Source organism: Citrobacter sp. HN-141 (genome assembly GCF_033341895.1).
Classification (GTDB): domain Bacteria; phylum Pseudomonadota; class Gammaproteobacteria; order Enterobacterales; family Enterobacteriaceae; genus Citrobacter.
The window spans coordinates 217,009-236,122 of the sequence record NZ_JAWPBF010000005.1 but is presented as its reverse complement, the minus strand read 5'-3'; the positions used below and the strand labels follow the sequence as shown (position 1 = coordinate 236,122).

The following is a 19,114-nucleotide window of genomic DNA, read 5'->3' as shown; positions in this document are numbered from 1 at the left end:
TGGCGGCATACTGCCGCCAAAGGATATTAATGTTTCTGCCACTGCTGGTATTCACGCTTAAGTCTTTGCGGAGCGGTTTCCGGCATCATCAACAAACCAATAATTGAGATAACGCCAAGTACAATCACATAGGTTGCAAGTCCATAGTAATGTCCACCTGTTACTTGCAGAATTTTTACTGCTACTAAGCCAAGAATCCCACTGCCTATTAGCGACCCCAGTTGCCAAATTAATGCTATTCCGCTACAGCGAATATGAGTTGGGAAAAGCTCTGGAAAATATGAAGCCTAAGGTGCATAACACATACTATGTCCAATACTCAGCACCATGATCATTACTATTTGTGTAAGCCAAAAACTATCCTGATTAATCGCAAGGAAGAAAGGAATAATCATAACGATCTGCAGCAACGCACCGATAATATAGACAGGTTTACGTCCAATTTTATCGCATAGTGACCCCATCAACGGTATTGCAATGATTTCTATTATGACCGCAACGATCATTGTCTCCATCAAAATATTAGCATCAAGATTATTTGCCTTACCGTAAGCCAAAACAATCACTGTGAACATTGCAAATGTGCAAGCTTCAATCAGTTTCGCACAGACTCCCTTGACAACAATGCCAGGAAAATCACGGATAACTTCAACGAGTGGACGTGATTCTTCTGCTTTTGTCTCCCTAATCTGAGCAAAGACAGGTGACTCATCAATTTTTAAGCGGATAAACAGCCCAACAATAACCAGTAACAGACTCAACAGGAACGGTATACGCCACCCGTAATCCATCATTGCCTCTGGAGAAAGTGTGGCATTTAACAACGCAAAGAGTGCTAACGGCAGAAGGAAACCAACCGGGGCACCAATTTGAACCCAACTGGAAAAAAATCCACGATGTTTGGGTTCAGAATATTCAGCAGTCATCAGTACTGCACCGGCTTGCTCTCCTCCGACCCCAAATCCCTGTAATACACGAATAAAAATAAGTAAAGCTGGAGCCCAGACGCCTATTTTCTCATATGTAGGTAATAACCCGATACAGAACGTCCCCAAACCAACAATTAATATGGTAATAACCAGTGCTTTTTTACGCCCAACCTTATCGCCAATATGGCCAAAGACAATTCCTCCTAATGGTCTAGCGAGAAAACCAACAGCATAGGTTGCAAAAGCAGCGAGAGTACTTATTAACGGATCGTCACTTGGGAAAAATAAATGACCGAAAAAGAGTACAGCTGCTGTCCCGTATGCAAAAAAGTCATAATACTCAGCAGCAGTACCAATTGCGGATGCTGAAGCCACTCGACGAATAATGGGCTTATTGTCTACGTTATTTTTAATATCGACTGAACTAACCATAAGTTTAACCTTCTGTAGGGTATTGGGTTAATCAACATCTTTCGTACGTAAAAATTACATTTACCAGTTCCACAGCGTGCCATCTTCAAGACGGGCTACCGGCAGATATGCGGGATCGTACGGATATTTCGCTGCAAGTTTTTCGTCAAACTCAATACCGAGCCCAGGTTTGTCTCCTGGATGCATATAGCCGTTATCAAAGGTCCAGTTATGCGGGAACACTTCCAGCATCTGTTCTGAGTACCCCATATATTCCTGCACCCCGAAGTTTGGTACCCACAGATCGAAATGCAGCGCAGCGGCCATGCAGACTGGCGACAAATCGGAAGGTCCATGAGAACCCGTGCGTACTTGATAAAGTGAGGCAAAATCGGCAATACGACGCATACCGGTGATACCGCCTGCGTGGGTAATGGTGGTACGGATATAGTCGATCAATTGTTCTTCAATGAGCTGCTTGCAGTCCCAGATACTGTTGAACACTTCCCCTACGGCAATCGGAGTCACCGTATGCTGGCGGATCAGGCGGAAACACGCCTGATTTTCAGCCGGAGTAGGATCTTCCATCCAAAATAAACGGTATTGTTCAATGCTCTTGCCAAAACGGGCCGCTTCAATTGGCGTCAGGCGGTGGTGCATGTCATGCAGAAGATGTTCATCAAAACCAAATTTGTTGCGGACGGCTTCAAACAATTTCGGTGTGAAATCGAGATATTTCTCCGTCGACCACAGCTGCTCTTCCGGCCATTGGCCTTTGGTAGCAGGTTCGTAGGCCAGGCCTTTACCTTTAGACATACCGTAGGTGGTCTTCATCCCCGGTACACCACACTGCACACGGATTGCTTTAAACCCCATCTCTTTATGACGCGCGTAATCCTCCAGCACATCATCAATGGAATGACCCGTGGTGTGGCAGTACACCATGACGCCTTCGCGTGATGCGCCACCCAGCAACTGGTACAACGGCATATTCGCCGCTTTCGCTTTAATATCCCACAGGGCCATATCTACCGCAGAAATCGCCGACATCGTTACCGGGCCGCGACGCCAGTAAGCCCCCTTGTAGAAAAACTGCCAGATATCCTCAATTCGATGCGCATCACGCCCAATTAGCTGTGGACACACATGATCTTTCAGGTAGGACGCCACGGATAATTCACGCCCGTTCAGCGTGGCATCCCCTAATCCGGTGATCCCATCGTCTGTCGTGATTTTCAGCGTGACAAAATTACGTCCTGGACAGGTAACAAAAACTTCAGCCCCGACAATCTTCATTTTTTAATCCTTACATCTGTTCTTGTGATGCAGGAAATTTACCCAACTGAACTACTACCATACAAGTATAAAGATCGAAAAAGCGCTCACTGATCACAAAAAAGGCGCTATGCGCGCCCCCATCCAGCCACGATGATCAACATCCCACACAGTGCCACTAACGCACCGGACCAGTCGTACAGGCTCAATTTTACGCCATCGACAATGCGTAACCAGAGCAATGCAGTCACCACATATACGCCACCATACGCGGCATATACCCGCCCGCTCGCCGCCGGATGTAGCGTCAGCAACCAGACGAACAGCGCTAATGACACCCCAGCGGGAACCAGCAGCCAGGCCGTCGCCCCACGCTTAAGCCAGAGCCAGGGTAAAAAGCAGCCAATGATTTCGCATAACGCGGTGACGAAGAAAAGTAATGTTGTCTTAAGCATTGAAGTTATTCAGTTACCTTCGGTTTAACCATGATACGACAGAATATGTCCAACGTATCCATATGCGCCCAGTGGGTATGCCCTGGCGCAGGAATGGTGTAGAATTTAACCCTGTTTTATCGTTTTTTTCCCTTTCTCATTAAAGGAATTCGCCATGAAAATTACACTGACCAAACGCCTGTGCCTGACGGCGATGCTGACGCTGGCGGCGGCTGTGTACACCTCTTCCGCATTTGCTGAAACCAGTAAACTGGTCATAGAGTCCGGGGACAGTGCGCAAAGTCGTCAACAGGCCGCAATGGAAAAGGAACAATGGAACGATACGCGTCAGTTGCGTCAGAAAGTCAACAAGCGTACAGAGAAAGAGTGGGACAAAGCCGACGCTGCTTTTGATAGCCGTGATAAATGTGAACAAAGCGCGAACCTGAATGCGTACTGGGAGCCTAACACCCTGCGTTGTCTCGATCGTCGCACTGGCCGCACCGTTGCCCCATAATCATTGTGCTCACTAGAAGATATTGAAAGGATACGATATGGCAAGCGCCCTCAGTGTAAAGCTGCGCCCGCTGGAGCGTGAAGATTTACGTTTCGTCCATCAGCTTGATAACAACGCCAGCGTCATGCGCTACTGGTTTGAAGAACCTTACGAAGCGTTTGTGGAGCTGTCAGACCTGTATGACAAACACATTCACGACCAAAGTGAACGCCGTTTTGTGGTCGAGTGTGACGGTGAGAAAGCCGGGCTGGTGGAGCTGGTTGAAATAAACCATGTGCACCGCCGGGCTGAATTTCAGATCATCATTTCCCCGGATTACCAGGGCAAAGGTCTGGCAACGCGCGCGGCAAAGCTGGCGATGGATTACGGTTTTACCGTGCTTAATTTATATAAGCTGTATCTGATTGTTGATAAAGAGAACGAAAAAGCAATTCACATCTACCGCAAACTTGGCTTTATGGTGGAAGGTGAACTGATTCATGAGTTCTTTATTAACGGCCAATACCGTAACACCATTCGCATGTGTATCTTCCAACAGCAATATCTGGCAGATCACAAAACACCGGGTCCCAACCTGTTACAACCTACCGCTCAGTAAAAACGGTTAGTAGTAATCAATGGTGTTTTCAATCGAGTAGTGATGTTCAACTGCCGGCTTCACGCTTTCGTCAACGATAACCAGCTGGCAGTTGACCGGATTAGCATACGAATCATACTCACAGGTTTGTTTGACGTTACCTAAAGGGTGATCGTTCAGCATGCTGACTGCCGTGTAATCCAGTTTTTTCGATGGATCGGCTGACGGTTTAGCGTCAACCTGCAGCGTATTGTCCTTACTGATGGTGGTTTTGCCGAGCGGGTAGCCTTCCGCGTCATACCGGTACTGCACCTTCATCTCTTTTCCCGTGGCGGACACAACAAAACCGTTATCGTCGGTATCCCACACTACGCCCGCAGAAGGCAGTTCCGCCAGTTGGCATTTCCCCTGTAAACGGATCCGTTTTTCCAGCGTTTCGGCGTCCCGATAGAAGTTCGCATCCAGCACTAATGCCATTCCCGTATTATTTTCGACATCATGCAATTCCAGCGTATCAAAACAGCCTTCCTGCGAGAGCGTACCTGTGACGCGCTTAGTCACTTCGCCTTTGTCGTTGAGCAGTGTCTGACTAAAATCTTTCACCGGGCCGCGTAACGGATCAAAATCAAATTCATTGGAGAAGCTGGCCATTTCCGGCGTAAAGGACACCAGCCCTTTGGCGTTATCACACCCAACCAACACGATACACAGGAAACCTAACAGGGTCTGTTTCTTCACATTTTTCACCGGGATAAGAAGATAATTCTCAATCATATTAGCAAATACAGTTATTTACACCAGAAATGCTAATCTTAGTTTATGTCGATCACGAAAGGAGTTGATGATGAAATACATAGCAGGAATTGCCGCGAGCTTATTACTGGTCGCTTCCCCGCAGATCCTGGCGGCGCCCGCGTCCTGTGAGCGCGTGAAGAGTGATATCGAACAGCGCATTATGAATAATGGTGTCGCGGAATCCAGTTTCACGCTGAATATTGTTCCTAATGACCAGGCCGATCAGCCTGATTCACTGGTGGTCGGTCATTGTGCTAATGATACGCACAAGATCCTCTATACCCGAACCCACAGCGGTAACGCGCCCGCAAACAGTAGCCCTTCTCAAGACGGCCACGTGGCTGAACCGCAGTAATTTTTTACCCTCCGTTCGCGGAGGGTCACTCCTGTTTGATATGCATTAATAAGATTTACCTATAAATAGGTAGACTCAACTTCATTGTTAGCAAGCTAGTTATTTCGTTATAAAACAATATATATAACGACAATTACAATGGAGTGGGTTATGTCTGAAGATGAGCAATATGGAGGTATTAGCCGCAGGACGTTAGTGAAATCCTCGGCTATAGGTTCACTGGCACTTGCTGCCGGAGGCCTGTCACTACCCTTTGGTATTCGTGCCGCTGCTGCTGCCGTACAACAATCAGTGCAACCTGTTGAAGATAAAGCTGTCTGGAGTTCCTGTACGGTTAACTGCGGCAGCCGTTGCCTTTTACGTCTGCATGTGAAAGATGATGCGGTTTACTGGGTTGAGTCTGACACGACCGGCGATGATACCTACGGTAACCACCAGGTTCGCGCCTGCTTGCGCGGTCGTTCAATTCGCCGTCGTATGAACCACCCTGACCGACTCAAATACCCGATGAAACGCGTTGGTAAACGCGGTGAAGGTAAATTTGAGCGTATCAGTTGGGATGAAGCGCTGGATACCGTTGCCGGAAACCTGAAGCGTATTTTGCATGATTACGGTAATGAAGCCGTTCACGTTCTTTACGGTACCGGTGTGGATGGCGGTAATATCACGAACTCCAACGTCCCCTACCGTTTGATGAATTCCTGTGGCGGCTATTTAAGCCGTTACGGGAGTTACAGCACCGCACAAATCAGCGCCGCCATGGGATATATGTTCGGTGCTAACGACGGTAACAGCCCCGACGATATCGCCAACACAAAGCTGGTTGTGATGTTTGGTAATAACCCAGCCGAAACGCGTATGAGCGGCGGTGGTGTAACCTGGTATGTCGAGCAGGCACGTGAGCGGTCAAATGCCAGAATGATCGTTATCGATCCACGCTACAATGACACCGCCGCAGGTCGTGAAGATGAATGGCTGCCTATTCGCCCAGGGACGGATGCTGCACTGGCCGCCGCAATCGGCTGGGTGCTGATCACAGAAGATCTGATTGATAAACCTTTCCTTGATAAATACTGCGTCGGCTACGATGAAACCACTCTCCCCGCCAGCGCACCGCGTAATGCGCACTACAAGGCTTATATATTAGGTGACGGCCCGGACGGAATTGCCAAAACCCCGCAATGGGCATCTCAGATTACCAGCATCCCCGCAGACAAAATCATCCAGTTAGCGCGTGAAATCGGTTCGGCAAAACCGGCTTACATCTGTCAGGGCTGGGGGCCGCAACGCCATTCCAACGGTGAACAGACAGCCCGAGCAATCACCATGCTCTCTGTTTTAACAGGAAACGTGGGAATTAACGGCGGTAACTCCGGTATGCGTGAAGGAACCTGGGATCTGGGCGTTGAATGGTTCTCCATGTTAGAGAACCCGGTAAAAACACAGATATCGGTGTTCACCTGGACGGATGCTATCGATCATGGCGCAGAAATGACAGCCACCCGCGACGGTGTACGCGGCAAAGATAAACTGGATGTGCCTATCAAGTTTATCTGGTGCTATGCCAGCAATACGCTCATCAACCAGCATGGCAATATTGCTCATACTCATGACGTTTTACAGGATGACAGTAAGTGCGAAATGATTGTCGGCATTGAGCACTTTATGACCGCATCGGCGAAGTACTGCGACATCCTGCTGCCGGATCTGATGCCTACTGAACAAGAAGACCTCATTTCACATGAATCCGCCGGGAATATGGGCTATGTAATCCTCGGACAGCCCGCTACCTCACCTAAATTTGAACGAAAACCCATTTACTGGATGTTAAGTGAAGTCGCGAAACGCCTGGGCCCGGACGTCTATCAAAAATTCACGGAAGGCCGTACCCAGCACGAGTGGGTGAAATATCTGCATGCCAAAACCAAAGAACGTAACCCAGAAATGCCGGATTACGAAGAGATGAAAACAACCGGTATTTTCAAGAAAAAATGCCCGGAAGAACACTATGTCGCCTTCCGTTCATTCCGCGAAGATCCTGCGGCAAACCCGTTGAAAACGCCCTCAGGGAAAATTGAGATTTACTCTGAAAGGCTGGCCACCATTGCCGAGACATGGGAACTCAAGCAAGACGAGATTGTGCATCCGCTACCGGCTTATGCGCCAGGCTTTGACGGCTGGGACGACCCCAAACGCAAAACGTATCCGCTACAGCTCACCGGATTCCATTATAAGGCGCGAACTCACTCCAGCTACGGCAACATTGATGTTTTACAACAGGCATGCCCACAGGAAATCTGGATTAACCCCGTCGATGCCCGTTCACGTGGCATTCATCACGGCGATACGGTGCGGGTGTTTAACAGCAATGGTCAGATGCTGATCGCTGCGAAAGTCACACCGCGTATTTTGCCCGGCGTGACAGCCATCGGCCAAGGCGCATGGCTCAATGCTGATATGTTTGGTGACCAGATCGATCACGGTGGCTCTATCAACATTCTCACGTCACATCGCCCTTCTCCGTTAGCGAAGGGGAATCCATCCCACAGTAATCTCGTTCAGGTTGAAAAGGCGTAAGGTGTAACCCATGACGACTCAATACGGATTTTTTATCGACTCCGCCCGTTGCACCGGTTGTAAAACTTGCGAACTGGCCTGCAAAGACTTCAAAAATTTAACGCCGGACGTCAGTTTCCGCCGTATTTACGAATACGCCGGCGGTGACTGGCAGGAAGATAACGGTGTCTGGCACCAGAGCGTTTTCGCCTACTACCTCTCCATTGCGTGTAACCACTGTGAAGACCCGGCCTGTACCAAGGTGTGTCCAAGCGGCGCGATGCACAAACGTGAAGATGGTTTTGTGGTCGTGGATGAAGACGTGTGCATTGGCTGTCGCTATTGCCACATGGCCTGCCCGTATGGCGCACCGCAATACAATGCTGCCAAAGGGCACATGACCAAGTGCGATGGTTGTCATGAACGCGTTGCTGAGGGTAAGAAGCCCATCTGTGTCGAATCCTGTCCGCTGCGGGCGCTGGACTTCGGCCCGATAGAGGAACTGCGTAAAAAACACGGCACCCTGGCCGCGGTTGCGCCGCTCCCTGGCGCGCACTTTACCAAACCAAGCATCGTCATCAAACCAAATGCCAATAGCCGCCCGACCGGGGATACCACGGGTTATCTGGCTAATCCGAAGGAGGTCTAAAATGGGAAGTGGATGGCATGAATGGCCGCTGGTACTGTTCACAGTTCTGGGTCAATGCGTAGCAGGCGCGCTAATCGTCAGTGGGCTGGGTTGGTTTACCGCTAAAGACGATGTTGTAAGACAGCGCATTGTTCGCAGTATGTTTTTTCTTTGGCTGGTAATGGGCATCGCATTCCTGGCCTCGGTTATGCATTTAGGGTCTCCGTTACGCGCATTTAACTCGCTGAACAGAATCGGTGAGTCAGCGCTAAGTAATGAAATTGCCAGCGGCTCGCTGTTTTTTGCCGTCGGTGGTTTATGGTGGCTGGTCGCTTTTCTCGGTAAAATGCCTGCTGCATTAGGTAAAATATGGCTGCTGGTAAGCATGCTGCTGGGCGTGGTGTTTGTCTGGGCGATGACCAACGTTTACCAGATAGATACCGTACCGACCTGGTATAATGGTTACACTACGGTGGCCTTTTTCATGACCCTGCTTCTGAGCGGGCCACTCTTTGCCGCCCTGCTACTGCGTGCTGCTGGTGTTTCTTTTAATGCCAACGTGTTCGCGGGGATCAGTGTGCTGGCGTTGCTGGTTAGCGCGGGTGTGATTGTCCTGCAGGGGCTTTCCCTCGGCACAATCCACAGCTCAGTGCAATTCGCCAATGCGCTGGTACCTGACTATGGCCGCTTACAGGTGTGGCGCATCGTCTTGCTGGCCGCAGGTCTTGGGTGCTGGATATGCCCGCTTATCCGCCGTAAAGACCCGCATGCCGCTGGGCTGGCGTTAGGTTTACTTTTAGTCCTGGCCGGTGAAATCATTGGTCGTGGTTTGTTTTATGGTTTGCATATGACAGTCGGAATGGCTGTTGCAGGTTAACTCTCGGGTGCGGGGCAACCCGCACTGTTCAGGATTGTTTGCATGACCCATTTTTCACAATGTGACAACTTTTCAACCGCTGCGCGCGTTCTGGGCGCGTTGTTCTACTATGCACCAGATAGCGCTGAAGCATCTGCGATGGTCAGTGCGTTAAAAGCAGATGGCTGGCAAGCACAGTGGCCGCTGCCGGAAGCTACGTTGTCGCCGCTGGCTGCTCAGATGCAGACAGATAGCGATGAAACGCTCCCGCAAGCCTGGCAACGTTTGTTCATCGGCCCCTACGCATTGCCATCCCCGCCCTGGGGTTCGGTCTGGCTGGATCGCGAAAACGTGTTGTTTGGTGAATCCACGCTGGCGTTACGTCAATGGATGCGCGACAACGGCATTCAGTTTGCGCTGCAACAGAATGAGCCAGAAGATCACTTTGGTTCACTGTTACTGCTAACCGCCTGGATTGCCGAAAATGGCCGCCACACCGAATGTGAGCAATTGCTGGCCTGGCATCTACTGCCGTGGTCGGCTCGCTTCCTCGATGTTTTTATCGAGAAGGCGGACCATCCGTTCTATCAGGCGTTGGGTAAACTGGCACGCCTGACGCTGGCACACTGGCAGTCGCAGTTATTAGTGCCGGTGGCAGATAAACCCTTGTTCCGTTAATGTCACCGACGGGCAGGATATTCCCTGCCCATTTACCGCAGGGTTTCGCACGCTGAGCTTTTGCTTCTGCGGCTAATTACCCGCAAAATAGGCCGTCTGAATTTTCCTGTCTGGCAACCCATGCATCGTTTACATGCTTATCCTGACCTGCGCACTCTGTTTCGGCGTCTACTGATCGCCGCGCTGATTGGTATCCTTGCAGCCCTGGCCGTTGCAGGATTTCGTCATGCGATGCAATTGCTTGAGTGGCTGTTCCTGAGTAACGATACGGGAAGCCTGGTCAACGCCGCGACAAATCTGCCGCCGTTCAGACGCATGCTGACACCTGCGCTCGGGGGTCTGGCGGCTGGACTTTTACTCTGGGGCTGGCAAAAATTTAATCGTTTACGCCCACAGGCTCCTACAGATTATATGGAAGCCCTACAGACTGACGGACAGTTCGACGTCAGCGCAAGTCTGGTGAAATCACTGGCCTCTTTGGTCGTCGTGGCAAGCGGCAGCGCCATTGGTCGTGAAGGGGCAATGATTTTATTGGCCGCACTGGCGGCCTCGTGCTTCGCGCAACGCTTCACACCGCGTTCGGAATGGAAATTATGGATTGCCTGTGGGGCGGCTGCAGGCATGGCAGGTGCGTATCACGCGCCGTTGGCGGGTAGCTTATTTATTGCCGAAGTGCTGTTTGGCACGTTGATCCTCGCCTCATTAGGGCCGGTGGTTGTCTCCGCAGTCGTCGCATTGTTAACCACCAATGCGCTTAGCGACAGCAACGCGCTGCTGTATACCGTTCATCTGACTCGGGAACTGCATGTGCTGGAATATGTGATGATTATCAGCACTGGTCTGTTAGCCGGTCTCTGCGGACCTCTTTTTATGTGGCTTATGACCACCAGCCACAACGGCTTTTTGCGCTTAAAACTCGCACCGCCAGGCCAGTTAGCCCTGGGCGGGCTGATCGTTGGCCTGTTGTCGCTACTCACTCCTGCGGTCTGGGGCAATGGCTACAGCGTAGTGCAATCGTATTTACTCTCTCCCCCTTTGCTCGCCGTCATCAGCGGAATTTTCATTTGCAAACTGCTGGCCGTACTCGCCAGTAGCGGGTCAGGGGCACCCGGCGGCGTGTTTACACCCACGCTGTTTGTCGGTTTATCAATCGGTATGTTGCTGGGTCGGGTATGGGGATTTTGGCTTCCGGGGACGGATGACATTGCGGTACTGTTGGGCTTAACAGGAATGGCTACACTGCTGGCGGCGACGACCCATGCCCCCATTATGTCGACATTGATGGTCTGTGAAATGACCGGGGAGTATCGACTGCTCCCCGGCCTGTTGATGGCTTGCGTCGTGGCGTCAGTGCTGTCGCGAACGTTACGCCGTGACTCTATCTACAGACAACACGCTGCCGAGCATTGACAGACGAATGTACTGAGAAAGCTCGCGCTGCTCTGCTCGTGGCAAATAAGGCAATTCACCAATCAACGGTGCCGGTAATTTTTTACTTAGCACGTCGATGATTTCGGCATAATGCGCCAATCCAGGGTTAATACGGTTTGCCACCCAGCCTATCAACGGCAGTCCGTCACTGGCAATCGCCTGTGCAGTAAGAATGGCATGGTTAATACAACCTTCCTGAATGCCCACCACCATCAGAACCGGGAGTTGTTCCTGTACCACCCACTCCGATAACGGACGCAGATCGTTCATCAGACTACGCCAGCCGCCTGTGCCTTCAACAACAACGTGATCAACCTTCTCGCTCAGGCTTGCCAGTCCATTGGATAACAGGGTGTAGTTAACCGGACCGCTATGCGCCACGCTGCTTTCGTCTTCGCTCAGCGCGATAGGGTTAACTGCCTCGTACGGCAGTTCGATGGATGACACGCTTTGCAGCACCAGCGCATCTTTATTGCGCATACCTTCCGGTGTCTCTTTGCTGCCTTTGGCGACGGGTTTGTAACCCGCCACACGTTTACCCCCTGACGCTAACGCTTGTAGTAATGCGCGGGAAACCACGGTCTTCCCAACAGAAGTGTCTGTACCTGTAATAAAGAAACGCTTCAGCATCACTAACTCCACCGTATGCTATGAAAATATAAGTCAGGAAAATAAAACAGTGGAGAAAGTCTAAGGTATGACGGCCAGAACCAGCTTGAGATAGCGCAATTTTTCGTACAACAGTTAAAAAATGTTAACCCTGTAATAGACGAATCAACAAAGAACCGTTATACATCGCGTCCTTAACGAGGGCAGCCCCCGCCATCGTCCCCTGATTAGAAAATTGCGTACTTTCGACAACAATGTGCTGGCTGTAGGCCGGAAGCGCCTGTTGACGAATGCTGTCAGCAATGGTCGGGAACAAAATATCAGCGGCTTTACTGAGTGGAGATCCTATCAATATCTTTTGTGGGTTGAACAAATTCACCATGATGGCCAGGATACGACCGACATGGGTTCCAACGCCACTAATAATATCTTTCGCCAATAAATCGCCCTGCATGGCCGCCTGACACAGTGCGTCTACCGTCAACGGTTGTCCGTGCAGAGAGGAGCTCATTGACTGCTTCAGTCGCACCTGCGCCAGTTCCAGCACACTGTCGACGCTGGCGATCGTTTCCAGGCACCCGTGGTTACCGCAGTAGCAACGTTTGCCGTAAGGGTCCACCTGCGTATGACCTATCTCAACCAGGCTACTGCTGCCTGCATGCAGTAAATGACCATCAGTGATCACCCCTGCACCCACGTTGTGATCGATGACCACCTGAATAACATCACGCGCCCCGCGCGATGCACCAAACAGTGCTTCTGCCATGGTCCAGGCGCTGATATCGTGCTGAATGTACACCGGCACGCCGGTATGTCGCTCCAGCGTTTCGCCGAGCGGCATCTCTTTGACGTCATCATAGAACGGCATGCGATGTACGATACCGTTTTCTGTATCAATAATGCCGGGTAAGGTAATCGCGATAGAGGTCAGGCGCTCGAGTTTTTGCTGGTGACGGATAAAAAACTGATCGACTTGCGCAACAACCCGTTCCAGTAACGGTGTCTCGCTGACCAGCGCCATTTCAAGACAATCCTCGACCACCAGTTTGCTGCTCAGATCGCGCAGCGCCAGGAAAATCTCGCCACGACTAATACGAATAGAAAGGTAATGCCAGGCTTCTGTTTCGACAACCAGCCCTACAGCCGGACGTCCACGGTTACCGGCTTCTTTTATTTCCAGCTCCTGCACCAAATGCGCTTCCAGCATTTCTCGGACAATTTTGGTAATACTGGCAGGTGCCAATTGTGCCAGGCGAGAGAGATCAATACGCGATACCGGTCCCAGCTGATCAATCAGACGATAAACCGCGCCCGCATTGGTCTGCTTAATTTGATCGATATGCCCAGGCTGACTATCAGCAACCACCACTTACTCCCTTTATTTTCGCGCTCCGAAATAATCTGTAGACTATGGTGAAGCACTTCAATGGTTTCCGTCAACTTTTTACTTAGCCTTGTGATTTACCGCACATTTTCGACCATTTTTAAACTAAATTAATCGCGCTGCACCGCGGCTAAAAGCTGTTGACGAAAACGTTGTGCAGCATGGCTTTGTTCATGATGCTTCGGCCACACCAACCACATTTCGGAGACCGCATCGTCTTCGGCAAGAGGGGTCCAACACATTTCATACAATTGCACCCGTTTAAAAGAGGCTGGCAAAATGGAAACCCCCAACCCTGCGGCCACCAGTCCAATGATAGTCATCGCCTCACCGACCTCCTGGGTGATGGTTGGCTTCAGATCATAACGGCGCATCAGGCCGAGAATATCGTCATACAACCCCGTTCCAACATGCGGATCAAAAAAGACAAATGGCTCATTGGCCAGCTCCGCCAGCGTCACCACTGGTTTTTGCGCCAGAGGATGTGCGCGTGGGATCATCGCCATCAGCGGCTCATGCAAAATGACCTCCCGCGCCAATGTGTCCGGAAGTTGCGTATTGCGCAAGAGCCCCAAATCCAGTGCACCCTCGTTGAGCGGGGCAATTTGCTCGCGCGTATTCATTTCACGGGTTTGCATATGCACTGCTGGATAGCATTGGCGAAAAAGAGACAGCGTATCGGACACTGCCTTAATAAACGGGGCTGATGACGTAAAACCGATGCGCAGTTCCCCCGACTCTCCCAGGTGTAATCGTTCGGCACGGGCGGCAGCCTCATTTACCAGCCCCAGGATCTGCCGACTGTCCGCCAGAAACTGTTTCCCGGCAGCGGTAAGCGCCACGCTGCGGTTAGTCCGCGCCAGTAGCCGAGCACCCACCTGCTGTTCGAGGATCTGGATCTGCTGGCTCAACGGCGGTTGCGAAATATTCAGTCGTGCCGCTGCACGACCAAAATGCAGCTCTTCCGCCACTGCCACAAAGTAACGTAGGTGACGCAGTTCAATATTCATATTCTTAAGATATTATTTGAGATTATTAATATATTAGACAGAATATTGTGATTTTCATACTCTTAAGGCTGGTCCTGTAGACCCTATGGATTTCACGTCGCATTGCGTGGCTTGAAAAACGCAGGGTATAGATGTAAATGATTGAGCAAGGATTTTAAGTGAGCCGTACAACTACTGTCGATACCGCCCCGGCGGGCGATGTTGATGAACAGATAGTCAATCCGCCGGATGGTTTTATTAAACGCGGTACATCCCCTTTTATGCGCGTCACGCTGGCGCTTTTTTCTGCCGGGCTGGCGACATTTGCCCTTCTCTATTGCGTTCAGCCCATACTGCCCGTGCTGTCGCATGAGTTTGGCGTCTCTCCTGCCAGCAGTAGTATTTCGCTTTCTATCTCAACGGCCATGCTGGCAATCGGCTTACTGTTTACCGGCCCACTTTCCGACGCCATAGGACGTAAACCGGTAATGGTGACCGCGCTGCTGCTCGCCTCTTGTTGTACGCTGCTTTCAACGATGATGACCAGCTGGCACGGTATTTTAATCATGCGTGCTCTTATAGGACTTTCACTGAGCGGCGTCGCGGCCGTGGGAATGACCTATTTGAGTGAAGAAATTCACCCGAGCTTTGTCGCATTCTCAATGGGCTTATACATCAGCGGGAACTCGATTGGTGGTATGAGTGGTCGTTTGATTAGCGGCGTATTTACTGACTTTTTTAACTGGCGAATTGCGCTGGCGGCTATTGGCTGCTTTGCCCTCGCCTCCGCGCTCATGTTCTGGAAGATCTTACCGGAATCACGGCACTTCAGACCGACATCGTTACGGCCTAAAACGTTATTTATCAACTTCCGTTTGCACTGGCGTGACAGAGGACTTCCGCTGTTGTTCGCAGAAGGGTTCTTGCTGATGGGGTCGTTTGTCACACTGTTTAACTACATCAGCTACCGTCTGATGCTGTCTCCGTGGGAACTCAGCCAGGCTGTCGTCGGTTTGTTGTCCGTGGCTTATCTTACCGGTACCTGGAGCTCGCCAAAAGCCGGTTCCATGACCACCCGTTATGGGCGCGGCCCGGTAATGTTGTTCTCGACAGGCGTGATGTTGTTCGGGCTAATAATGACCCTGTTTACCTCGTTATGGCTGATTTTTGCCGGTATGTTGCTTTTTTCAGCCGGGTTCTTTGCGGCGCATTCCGTGGCCAGTAGTTGGATCGGGCCGCGAGCCAAACGTGCTAAAGGCCAGGCCTCTTCACTGTACCTGTTCAGCTATTATCTGGGCTCAAGCATTGCCGGGATACTGGGGGGTATTTTCTGGCACAGCTATGGCTGGAACGGCGTGGGCGGGTTTATCGCACTGATGCTGGTGCTGGCGCTATTGGTTGGCGCCCGTTTGCATCACCGTCTGCACGTATAATCCACGATGCCCGGGTTCCGGGCATCGCCTTCATCACCCTGGCTGTAACGTCTGAGCCGCCATCTGCAGAGCAACAACCGTCCCGTTCATCACTATATGCAGCAAAATTGGCATCAACAGACCGTTGCTTTTCAGTCTGGCCAGGATCAACACCTGCGACACAAGAAACAACATCAGCAACGTGCGTAGATCCACATACTGCGTATGCATGATGGCAAAAATGACCGATACCACCACTGACGACAGCCAGGTTTTATTATTGAACCAGTACTGGAACGCGTTGAATAAACAGCCTCTGAAAACAATTTCTTCATAAACTGGCGCGATAAATATCAGGGTCAACGTAGATAACCACAACGCATAACTACTTAAGGATATTTGGCTGGTCACCCACGCTTCAGTTTGTCTGAGACCCAAAATCAATGGCAGGATAAGCTGAATAAACAGCAGCGCCGCGAACAAAATGGCAAACCACCTGGCGTTGAAAATGCCTTTGCCCAGTCCCTCTCTTTTTCTAAAGAAGAAATAATACAGCGGAACCAGCACAACAAATTCCAGCGCAAACAGCAGCGGAAAAAGTAACCCTTTGGCAAGCAGGTCCTGACTCGCGGGGAAAAACAATGGGGAAAATGTGAGGCCGAACATCAACAAAAACATAGAAAAACAGCCAGCCACCGCTTTTGTCCTGGCGATATACAGGTTGTCGGCATCCTGTGACATACGATCTCCTTGGGCTTATCGAAGATAAGTTGATGAATTACCAGAATATGATAAAGGTTCTCATTATCACAAGCAACCTACCAACTTTTACGCAATGCCCCGGGTTGCAATGCCAGAAGCGTTATAATCCCTTTATGCCGGAACCTCATCAGCGACGCAGTGACGAATCCGCCAGCGGCAAGGAAAAACGGAAGCAGGCCCCTGCCGTTGAATTAACAAGGCTAATATCTCCCCCATGCAGTTCGAGCATTCTACGCACAATCAGTAAGCCCAGGCCGCCCCGCTCTGCCCGCTGCTCACGGGGAATTAACGCAGTCGGGCGCTGAAATAATACTTCTCGTATTGCCTCATCTACCCCTGGCCCGCTGTCCTGCACTTCGGCTAACAAACGAGCTTCATCACACCAGACTTTTAGCCGTACTTCGCCTCCGTCAGGCGTATGACGGATTGCGTTATCCAGCAAATTCGTCACGACCCTTTCCATCATCGATAAATCTGCATTCACCAGCGGTAACGGCCCCGTTACCTCAAGGTGCAACTGCAAATGACGTGTGGCAACGGGGAGATCAAATTTCTGTGCCACATCCTGGATCAGCTCGCCAATAGCAAATCGTTCACGCTGCAGTTTTATACCACCATGCTCAAGCCTCGCCAGCTCAAACAGCTGTTGTGACAGATGGCGAACCTTATGCCCCTGGCGCAGCGCGATGCTAAGATAATGTCGATTTTCCTCCGGCGTCATGGTATCAGCTTTCAACGACAGCATTTCCAGATACCCCAGCAGTGAAGTCAGCGGTGTACGCAAATCGTGCGAAATATTGGCAATAAACTCTCTGCGCTGACGATCGCTGTCCGCTAATAGATCCCACTGCTGGGCAATTTTCTGCGCTAACTCGATAAACGCATTGTCCAGCAGCGCAATTTCATTCGCCGGCGCAGGTTTGGGATTTTTTTGCGCCAGCTGTTTGATGACGCTAATGCTGTCCAGCTCCAGTTTAGCCACCTGTCCAGTCAGCCTTTTCACCGGGTTCGTCACCCATCGCCATACCAGGAATCCCGCGATGGCAGCGGCTAATAAAACCAGGATTAACGTCCAGGCCACGGTATTCCAGAGCGTTTTTTGCCAGGCGGTATTCGCCAGCATATTCAGATCTTCGCCCTGCAGAATAATGTACAAATAGCCATGTAATTTACCGTTATATAAAACCGGCGCGGCGCTGAAGACTTTTTGCTGGCTGCTGCGCGGATCGTTGCCGTAGACGGGCAGTTCGTCCGAGTTAAGGAAAACCTGAATCGGCTGCACGCTAATTTTCTGGCGCTGAATATGCCCAGGCGGAGCAGCATCGGCGAGGATTTCACCTGACGGTGAAACCAGATACAGCTCCACGCTTGGGTTGAGCGTCATCAGGTGATCAAACAACCCCTTTAACGCCTGGCGATTAACCTGCCCACTGGCATCAATAAGTGACTCACTTTTGACAATCTTGCTGGCCAGTTCCAGCGAGAGCCTTTGCACCATGGCGTCGCCATACTGTTTACTGCTGCGGATCTGGACAATGCTGACGGCAACCGCGCAAATCAACATAATGGCGGTAAAGACCAGGGTCAGACGCTGGCTCAGCGACAGGCGATAAATCATGGCTGATGCTCCGCGTTAACCGCAGCAAGCTTATAGCCTCGTCCCCAAACGGTGAGAATAATTTCCGGCTCCGCCGCATCTTTTTCAATTTTGGTCCGCAGGCGATTGATATGGCTGTTCACCGTATGCTCATACCCTTCGTGCTGGTAGCCCCACACCTGATCTAACAGCGCCTGACGCGAAAAGACCTCCCCTGGATGACGGGCGAAAAAGTAGAGCAGATCGAACTCACGCGGCGTTAAATCAAGGGATTTACCATGCTGGCGGACTTCCCTGGCTAATGGATCAATCTCCACGCCATGGACGGTAATAATCCCCGCCTCCATACGCAGGTTTTGACTCATCGCCGCCTGACGGCGAAACAATGCTTTCACCCGGGCCATCAACTCCAGCACCGAGAAAGGTTTGGCTAAATAATCATCTGCCCCCATTTCCAGCCCCAATACGCGGTGAGTTTCACTGGTGCGGGCGCTGATAATGATGACAGGGAGGTAGAAACTCATTTGACGAATGCGACGACAAATCTCCAGACCGTCTACGCCCGGTAGCATCAGATCGAGGATAACCGCATCCCAGACATGCTTCTCAAGTCGCTCAAGCGCTCGTGCCCCATCAGCCTCATGAATAATTTCGTACCCCTCATCTTTCAGGCTAAGTTGCAAAAGCGCGGCAATATCGCTGTCATCTTCCACCAAAAATATCTTTTTTGCGCCTGCCATCAGTGTCACCTCCCTCTCGTCGTGCTGAAAGCTTACCTCAGGCAAGGGGCGGAAGTTATCACAAAATTTTTAACTTTTCGTGAGGATCCTGGGATACGCATACGCCCAGTATGTCGCTATACGCTCGTCAGGCATCAACAGGGAAACGTCGCTTTGTTGCCCCTAACATGAAAATAAAA

18 protein-coding genes and 1 pseudogene are annotated in these 19,114 nt (G+C 50.9%); 9 read left to right on the top strand and 10 right to left on the bottom strand.

Features of this window, described 5'->3' with window-relative positions:
- Positions 1-26: 26 nt before the first annotated feature.
- The 3 genes and pseudogenes from RYZ59_RS08690 to RYZ59_RS08680 all read right to left on the bottom strand — a co-directional run bounded on the left by RYZ59_RS08690 (position 27) and on the right by RYZ59_RS08680 (position 3,070).
- Positions 27-1,361: pseudogene (locus RYZ59_RS08690) on the bottom strand (MFS transporter).
- A gap of 60 nt (positions 1,362-1,421) precedes the next feature.
- Complete coding sequence (gene rspA, locus RYZ59_RS08685) at positions 1,422-2,636, bottom strand: starvation-sensing protein RspA (protein ID WP_005121148.1); 1,215 nt, start codon at positions 2,634-2,636, stop codon at positions 1,422-1,424.
- A gap of 107 nt (positions 2,637-2,743) precedes the next feature.
- The gene (locus tag RYZ59_RS08680) at positions 2,744-3,070 is read right to left on the bottom strand and encodes a YnfA family protein (protein WP_005121149.1); all 327 of its coding nucleotides are present in this window, start codon (positions 3,068-3,070) and stop codon (positions 2,744-2,746) included.
- 154 nt (positions 3,071-3,224) lie between these two features.
- Between RYZ59_RS08680 and RYZ59_RS08675 the strand changes: the two genes are divergently transcribed.
- Together RYZ59_RS08675 and speG are read left to right on the top strand one after the other, a co-directional pair.
- The gene (locus RYZ59_RS08675; protein ID WP_137383113.1) at positions 3,225-3,566 is read left to right on the top strand and encodes a DUF1283 family protein; all 342 of its coding nucleotides are present in this window, start codon (positions 3,225-3,227) and stop codon (positions 3,564-3,566) included.
- A 37-nt stretch (positions 3,567-3,603) separates the two neighbouring features.
- Positions 3,604-4,164 (top strand): spermidine N1-acetyltransferase, encoded by a 561-nt coding sequence (gene speG / locus RYZ59_RS08670; RefSeq protein WP_271448884.1) that lies wholly within the window; start codon positions 3,604-3,606, stop codon positions 4,162-4,164.
- Positions 4,165-4,170: 6 nt separating this feature from the next.
- On the opposite strand, the gene RYZ59_RS08665 is transcribed toward speG, so the two are convergent.
- A complete protein-coding gene (locus RYZ59_RS08665; RefSeq protein ID WP_318046141.1) occupies positions 4,171-4,881 on the bottom strand; it encodes a YnfC family lipoprotein in 711 nt (236 codons plus the stop codon).
- A gap of 106 nt (positions 4,882-4,987) precedes the next feature.
- Here RYZ59_RS08665 and RYZ59_RS08660 point away from each other — a divergent pair, with 106 nt between their 5' ends.
- The 6 genes from RYZ59_RS08660 to clcB all read left to right on the top strand — a co-directional run bounded on the left by RYZ59_RS08660 (position 4,988) and on the right by clcB (position 11,421).
- Positions 4,988-5,293 carry a DUF1161 domain-containing protein gene (locus tag RYZ59_RS08660; protein WP_137383118.1) on the top strand — a complete coding sequence of 102 codons (306 nt, stop codon included), beginning with the start codon at positions 4,988-4,990 and terminating at the stop codon, positions 5,291-5,293.
- A gap of 150 nt (positions 5,294-5,443) precedes the next feature.
- Entirely contained in the window at positions 5,444-7,870 is a 2,427-nt protein-coding gene (gene ynfF, locus RYZ59_RS08655; protein ID WP_252362802.1) for a selenate/tellurate reductase subunit YnfF, read from the top strand.
- 10 nt (positions 7,871-7,880) lie between these two features.
- The gene (locus tag RYZ59_RS08650; protein WP_271456449.1) at positions 7,881-8,498 is read left to right on the top strand and encodes a DMSO/selenate family reductase complex B subunit; all 618 of its coding nucleotides are present in this window, start codon (positions 7,881-7,883) and stop codon (positions 8,496-8,498) included.
- A gap of 1 nt (position 8,499) precedes the next feature.
- Complete coding sequence (locus RYZ59_RS08645; RefSeq protein ID WP_318046137.1) at positions 8,500-9,354, top strand: dimethyl sulfoxide reductase anchor subunit family protein; 855 nt, start codon at positions 8,500-8,502, stop codon at positions 9,352-9,354.
- A 42-nt stretch (positions 9,355-9,396) separates the two neighbouring features.
- The gene (gene dmsD, locus RYZ59_RS08640; protein ID WP_318046135.1) at positions 9,397-10,011 is read left to right on the top strand and encodes a Tat proofreading chaperone DmsD; all 615 of its coding nucleotides are present in this window, start codon (positions 9,397-9,399) and stop codon (positions 10,009-10,011) included.
- A 120-nt stretch (positions 10,012-10,131) separates the two neighbouring features.
- Positions 10,132-11,421 carry a voltage-gated ClC-type chloride channel ClcB gene (gene clcB / locus RYZ59_RS08635; RefSeq protein ID WP_318046134.1) on the top strand — a complete coding sequence of 430 codons (1,290 nt, stop codon included), beginning with the start codon at positions 10,132-10,134 and terminating at the stop codon, positions 11,419-11,421.
- Here clcB and bioD read toward each other — a convergent pair.
- The 3 genes from bioD to RYZ59_RS08620 form a co-directional block, all read right to left on the bottom strand.
- Positions 11,377-12,072, bottom strand: coding sequence for a dethiobiotin synthase (bioD, locus tag RYZ59_RS08630; protein WP_137381230.1), 696 nt, complete (start codon positions 12,070-12,072; stop codon positions 11,377-11,379). The two genes, clcB and bioD, sit on opposite strands and share 45 nt — an antisense overlap.
- Positions 12,073-12,196: 124 nt before the next feature.
- Positions 12,197-13,417, bottom strand: a complete 1,221-nt coding sequence (gene mlc / locus RYZ59_RS08625) for a sugar metabolism global transcriptional regulator Mlc (protein ID WP_137381231.1) — start codon at positions 13,415-13,417, stop codon at positions 12,197-12,199.
- 128 nt (positions 13,418-13,545) lie between these two features.
- Positions 13,546-14,445, bottom strand: a complete 900-nt coding sequence (locus RYZ59_RS08620) for a LysR family transcriptional regulator (protein WP_318046130.1) — start codon at positions 14,443-14,445, stop codon at positions 13,546-13,548.
- 158 nt (positions 14,446-14,603) lie between these two features.
- Between RYZ59_RS08620 and RYZ59_RS08615 the strand changes: the two genes are divergently transcribed.
- Positions 14,604-15,857, top strand: coding sequence for an MFS transporter (locus tag RYZ59_RS08615; RefSeq protein ID WP_318046128.1), 1,254 nt, complete (start codon positions 14,604-14,606; stop codon positions 15,855-15,857).
- Positions 15,858-15,890: 33 nt separating this feature from the next.
- On the opposite strand, the gene RYZ59_RS08610 is transcribed toward RYZ59_RS08615, so the two are convergent.
- The 3 genes from RYZ59_RS08610 to RYZ59_RS08600 form a co-directional block, all read right to left on the bottom strand.
- The gene (locus RYZ59_RS08610) at positions 15,891-16,577 is read right to left on the bottom strand and encodes a type II CAAX endopeptidase family protein (RefSeq protein WP_318046126.1); all 687 of its coding nucleotides are present in this window, start codon (positions 16,575-16,577) and stop codon (positions 15,891-15,893) included.
- A gap of 148 nt (positions 16,578-16,725) precedes the next feature.
- Positions 16,726-18,216: an ATP-binding protein gene (locus RYZ59_RS08605; protein WP_318046125.1), complete on the bottom strand. Its 1,491-nt coding sequence runs from the start codon at positions 18,214-18,216 to the stop codon at positions 16,726-16,728.
- Positions 18,213-18,935 carry a response regulator transcription factor gene (locus RYZ59_RS08600; RefSeq protein ID WP_318046124.1) on the bottom strand — a complete coding sequence of 241 codons (723 nt, stop codon included), beginning with the start codon at positions 18,933-18,935 and terminating at the stop codon, positions 18,213-18,215. The genes RYZ59_RS08605 and RYZ59_RS08600 overlap by 4 nt, the downstream gene beginning before the upstream one ends.
- Between the last annotated feature and the right edge of the window lie 179 nt (positions 18,936-19,114).

Excerpts from the sequence above, each read along its gene's own strand:
- RYZ59_RS08600 (WP_318046124.1), bottom strand. The coding sequence starts at position 18,935 with ATGGCAGGCGCAAAAAAGATATTTTTGGTGGAAGATGACAGCGATATT.
- dmsD (WP_318046135.1), top strand. The coding sequence starts at position 9,397 with ATGACCCATTTTTCACAATGTGACAACTTTTCAACCGCTGCGCGCGTT.
- speG (WP_271448884.1), top strand. The coding sequence starts at position 3,604 with ATGGCAAGCGCCCTCAGTGTAAAGCTGCGCCCGCTGGAGCGTGAAGAT.
- RYZ59_RS08605 (WP_318046125.1), bottom strand. The coding sequence starts at position 18,216 with ATGATTTATCGCCTGTCGCTGAGCCAGCGTCTGACCCTGGTCTTTACC.
- RYZ59_RS08660 (WP_137383118.1), top strand. The coding sequence starts at position 4,988 with ATGAAATACATAGCAGGAATTGCCGCGAGCTTATTACTGGTCGCTTCC.
- RYZ59_RS08680 (WP_005121149.1), bottom strand. The coding sequence starts at position 3,070 with ATGCTTAAGACAACATTACTTTTCTTCGTCACCGCGTTATGCGAAATC.
- ynfF (WP_252362802.1), top strand. The coding sequence starts at position 5,444 with ATGTCTGAAGATGAGCAATATGGAGGTATTAGCCGCAGGACGTTAGTG.
- clcB (WP_318046134.1), top strand. The coding sequence starts at position 10,132 with ATGCATCGTTTACATGCTTATCCTGACCTGCGCACTCTGTTTCGGCGT.
- bioD (WP_137381230.1), bottom strand. The coding sequence starts at position 12,072 with ATGCTGAAGCGTTTCTTTATTACAGGTACAGACACTTCTGTTGGGAAG.
- RYZ59_RS08645 (WP_318046137.1), top strand. The coding sequence starts at position 8,500 with ATGGGAAGTGGATGGCATGAATGGCCGCTGGTACTGTTCACAGTTCTG.
- RYZ59_RS08620 (WP_318046130.1), bottom strand. The coding sequence starts at position 14,445 with ATGAATATTGAACTGCGTCACCTACGTTACTTTGTGGCAGTGGCGGAA.
- RYZ59_RS08610 (WP_318046126.1), bottom strand. The coding sequence starts at position 16,577 with ATGTCACAGGATGCCGACAACCTGTATATCGCCAGGACAAAAGCGGTG.
- RYZ59_RS08675 (WP_137383113.1), top strand. The coding sequence starts at position 3,225 with ATGAAAATTACACTGACCAAACGCCTGTGCCTGACGGCGATGCTGACG.
- rspA (WP_005121148.1), bottom strand. The coding sequence starts at position 2,636 with ATGAAGATTGTCGGGGCTGAAGTTTTTGTTACCTGTCCAGGACGTAAT.
- RYZ59_RS08650 (WP_271456449.1), top strand. The coding sequence starts at position 7,881 with ATGACGACTCAATACGGATTTTTTATCGACTCCGCCCGTTGCACCGGT.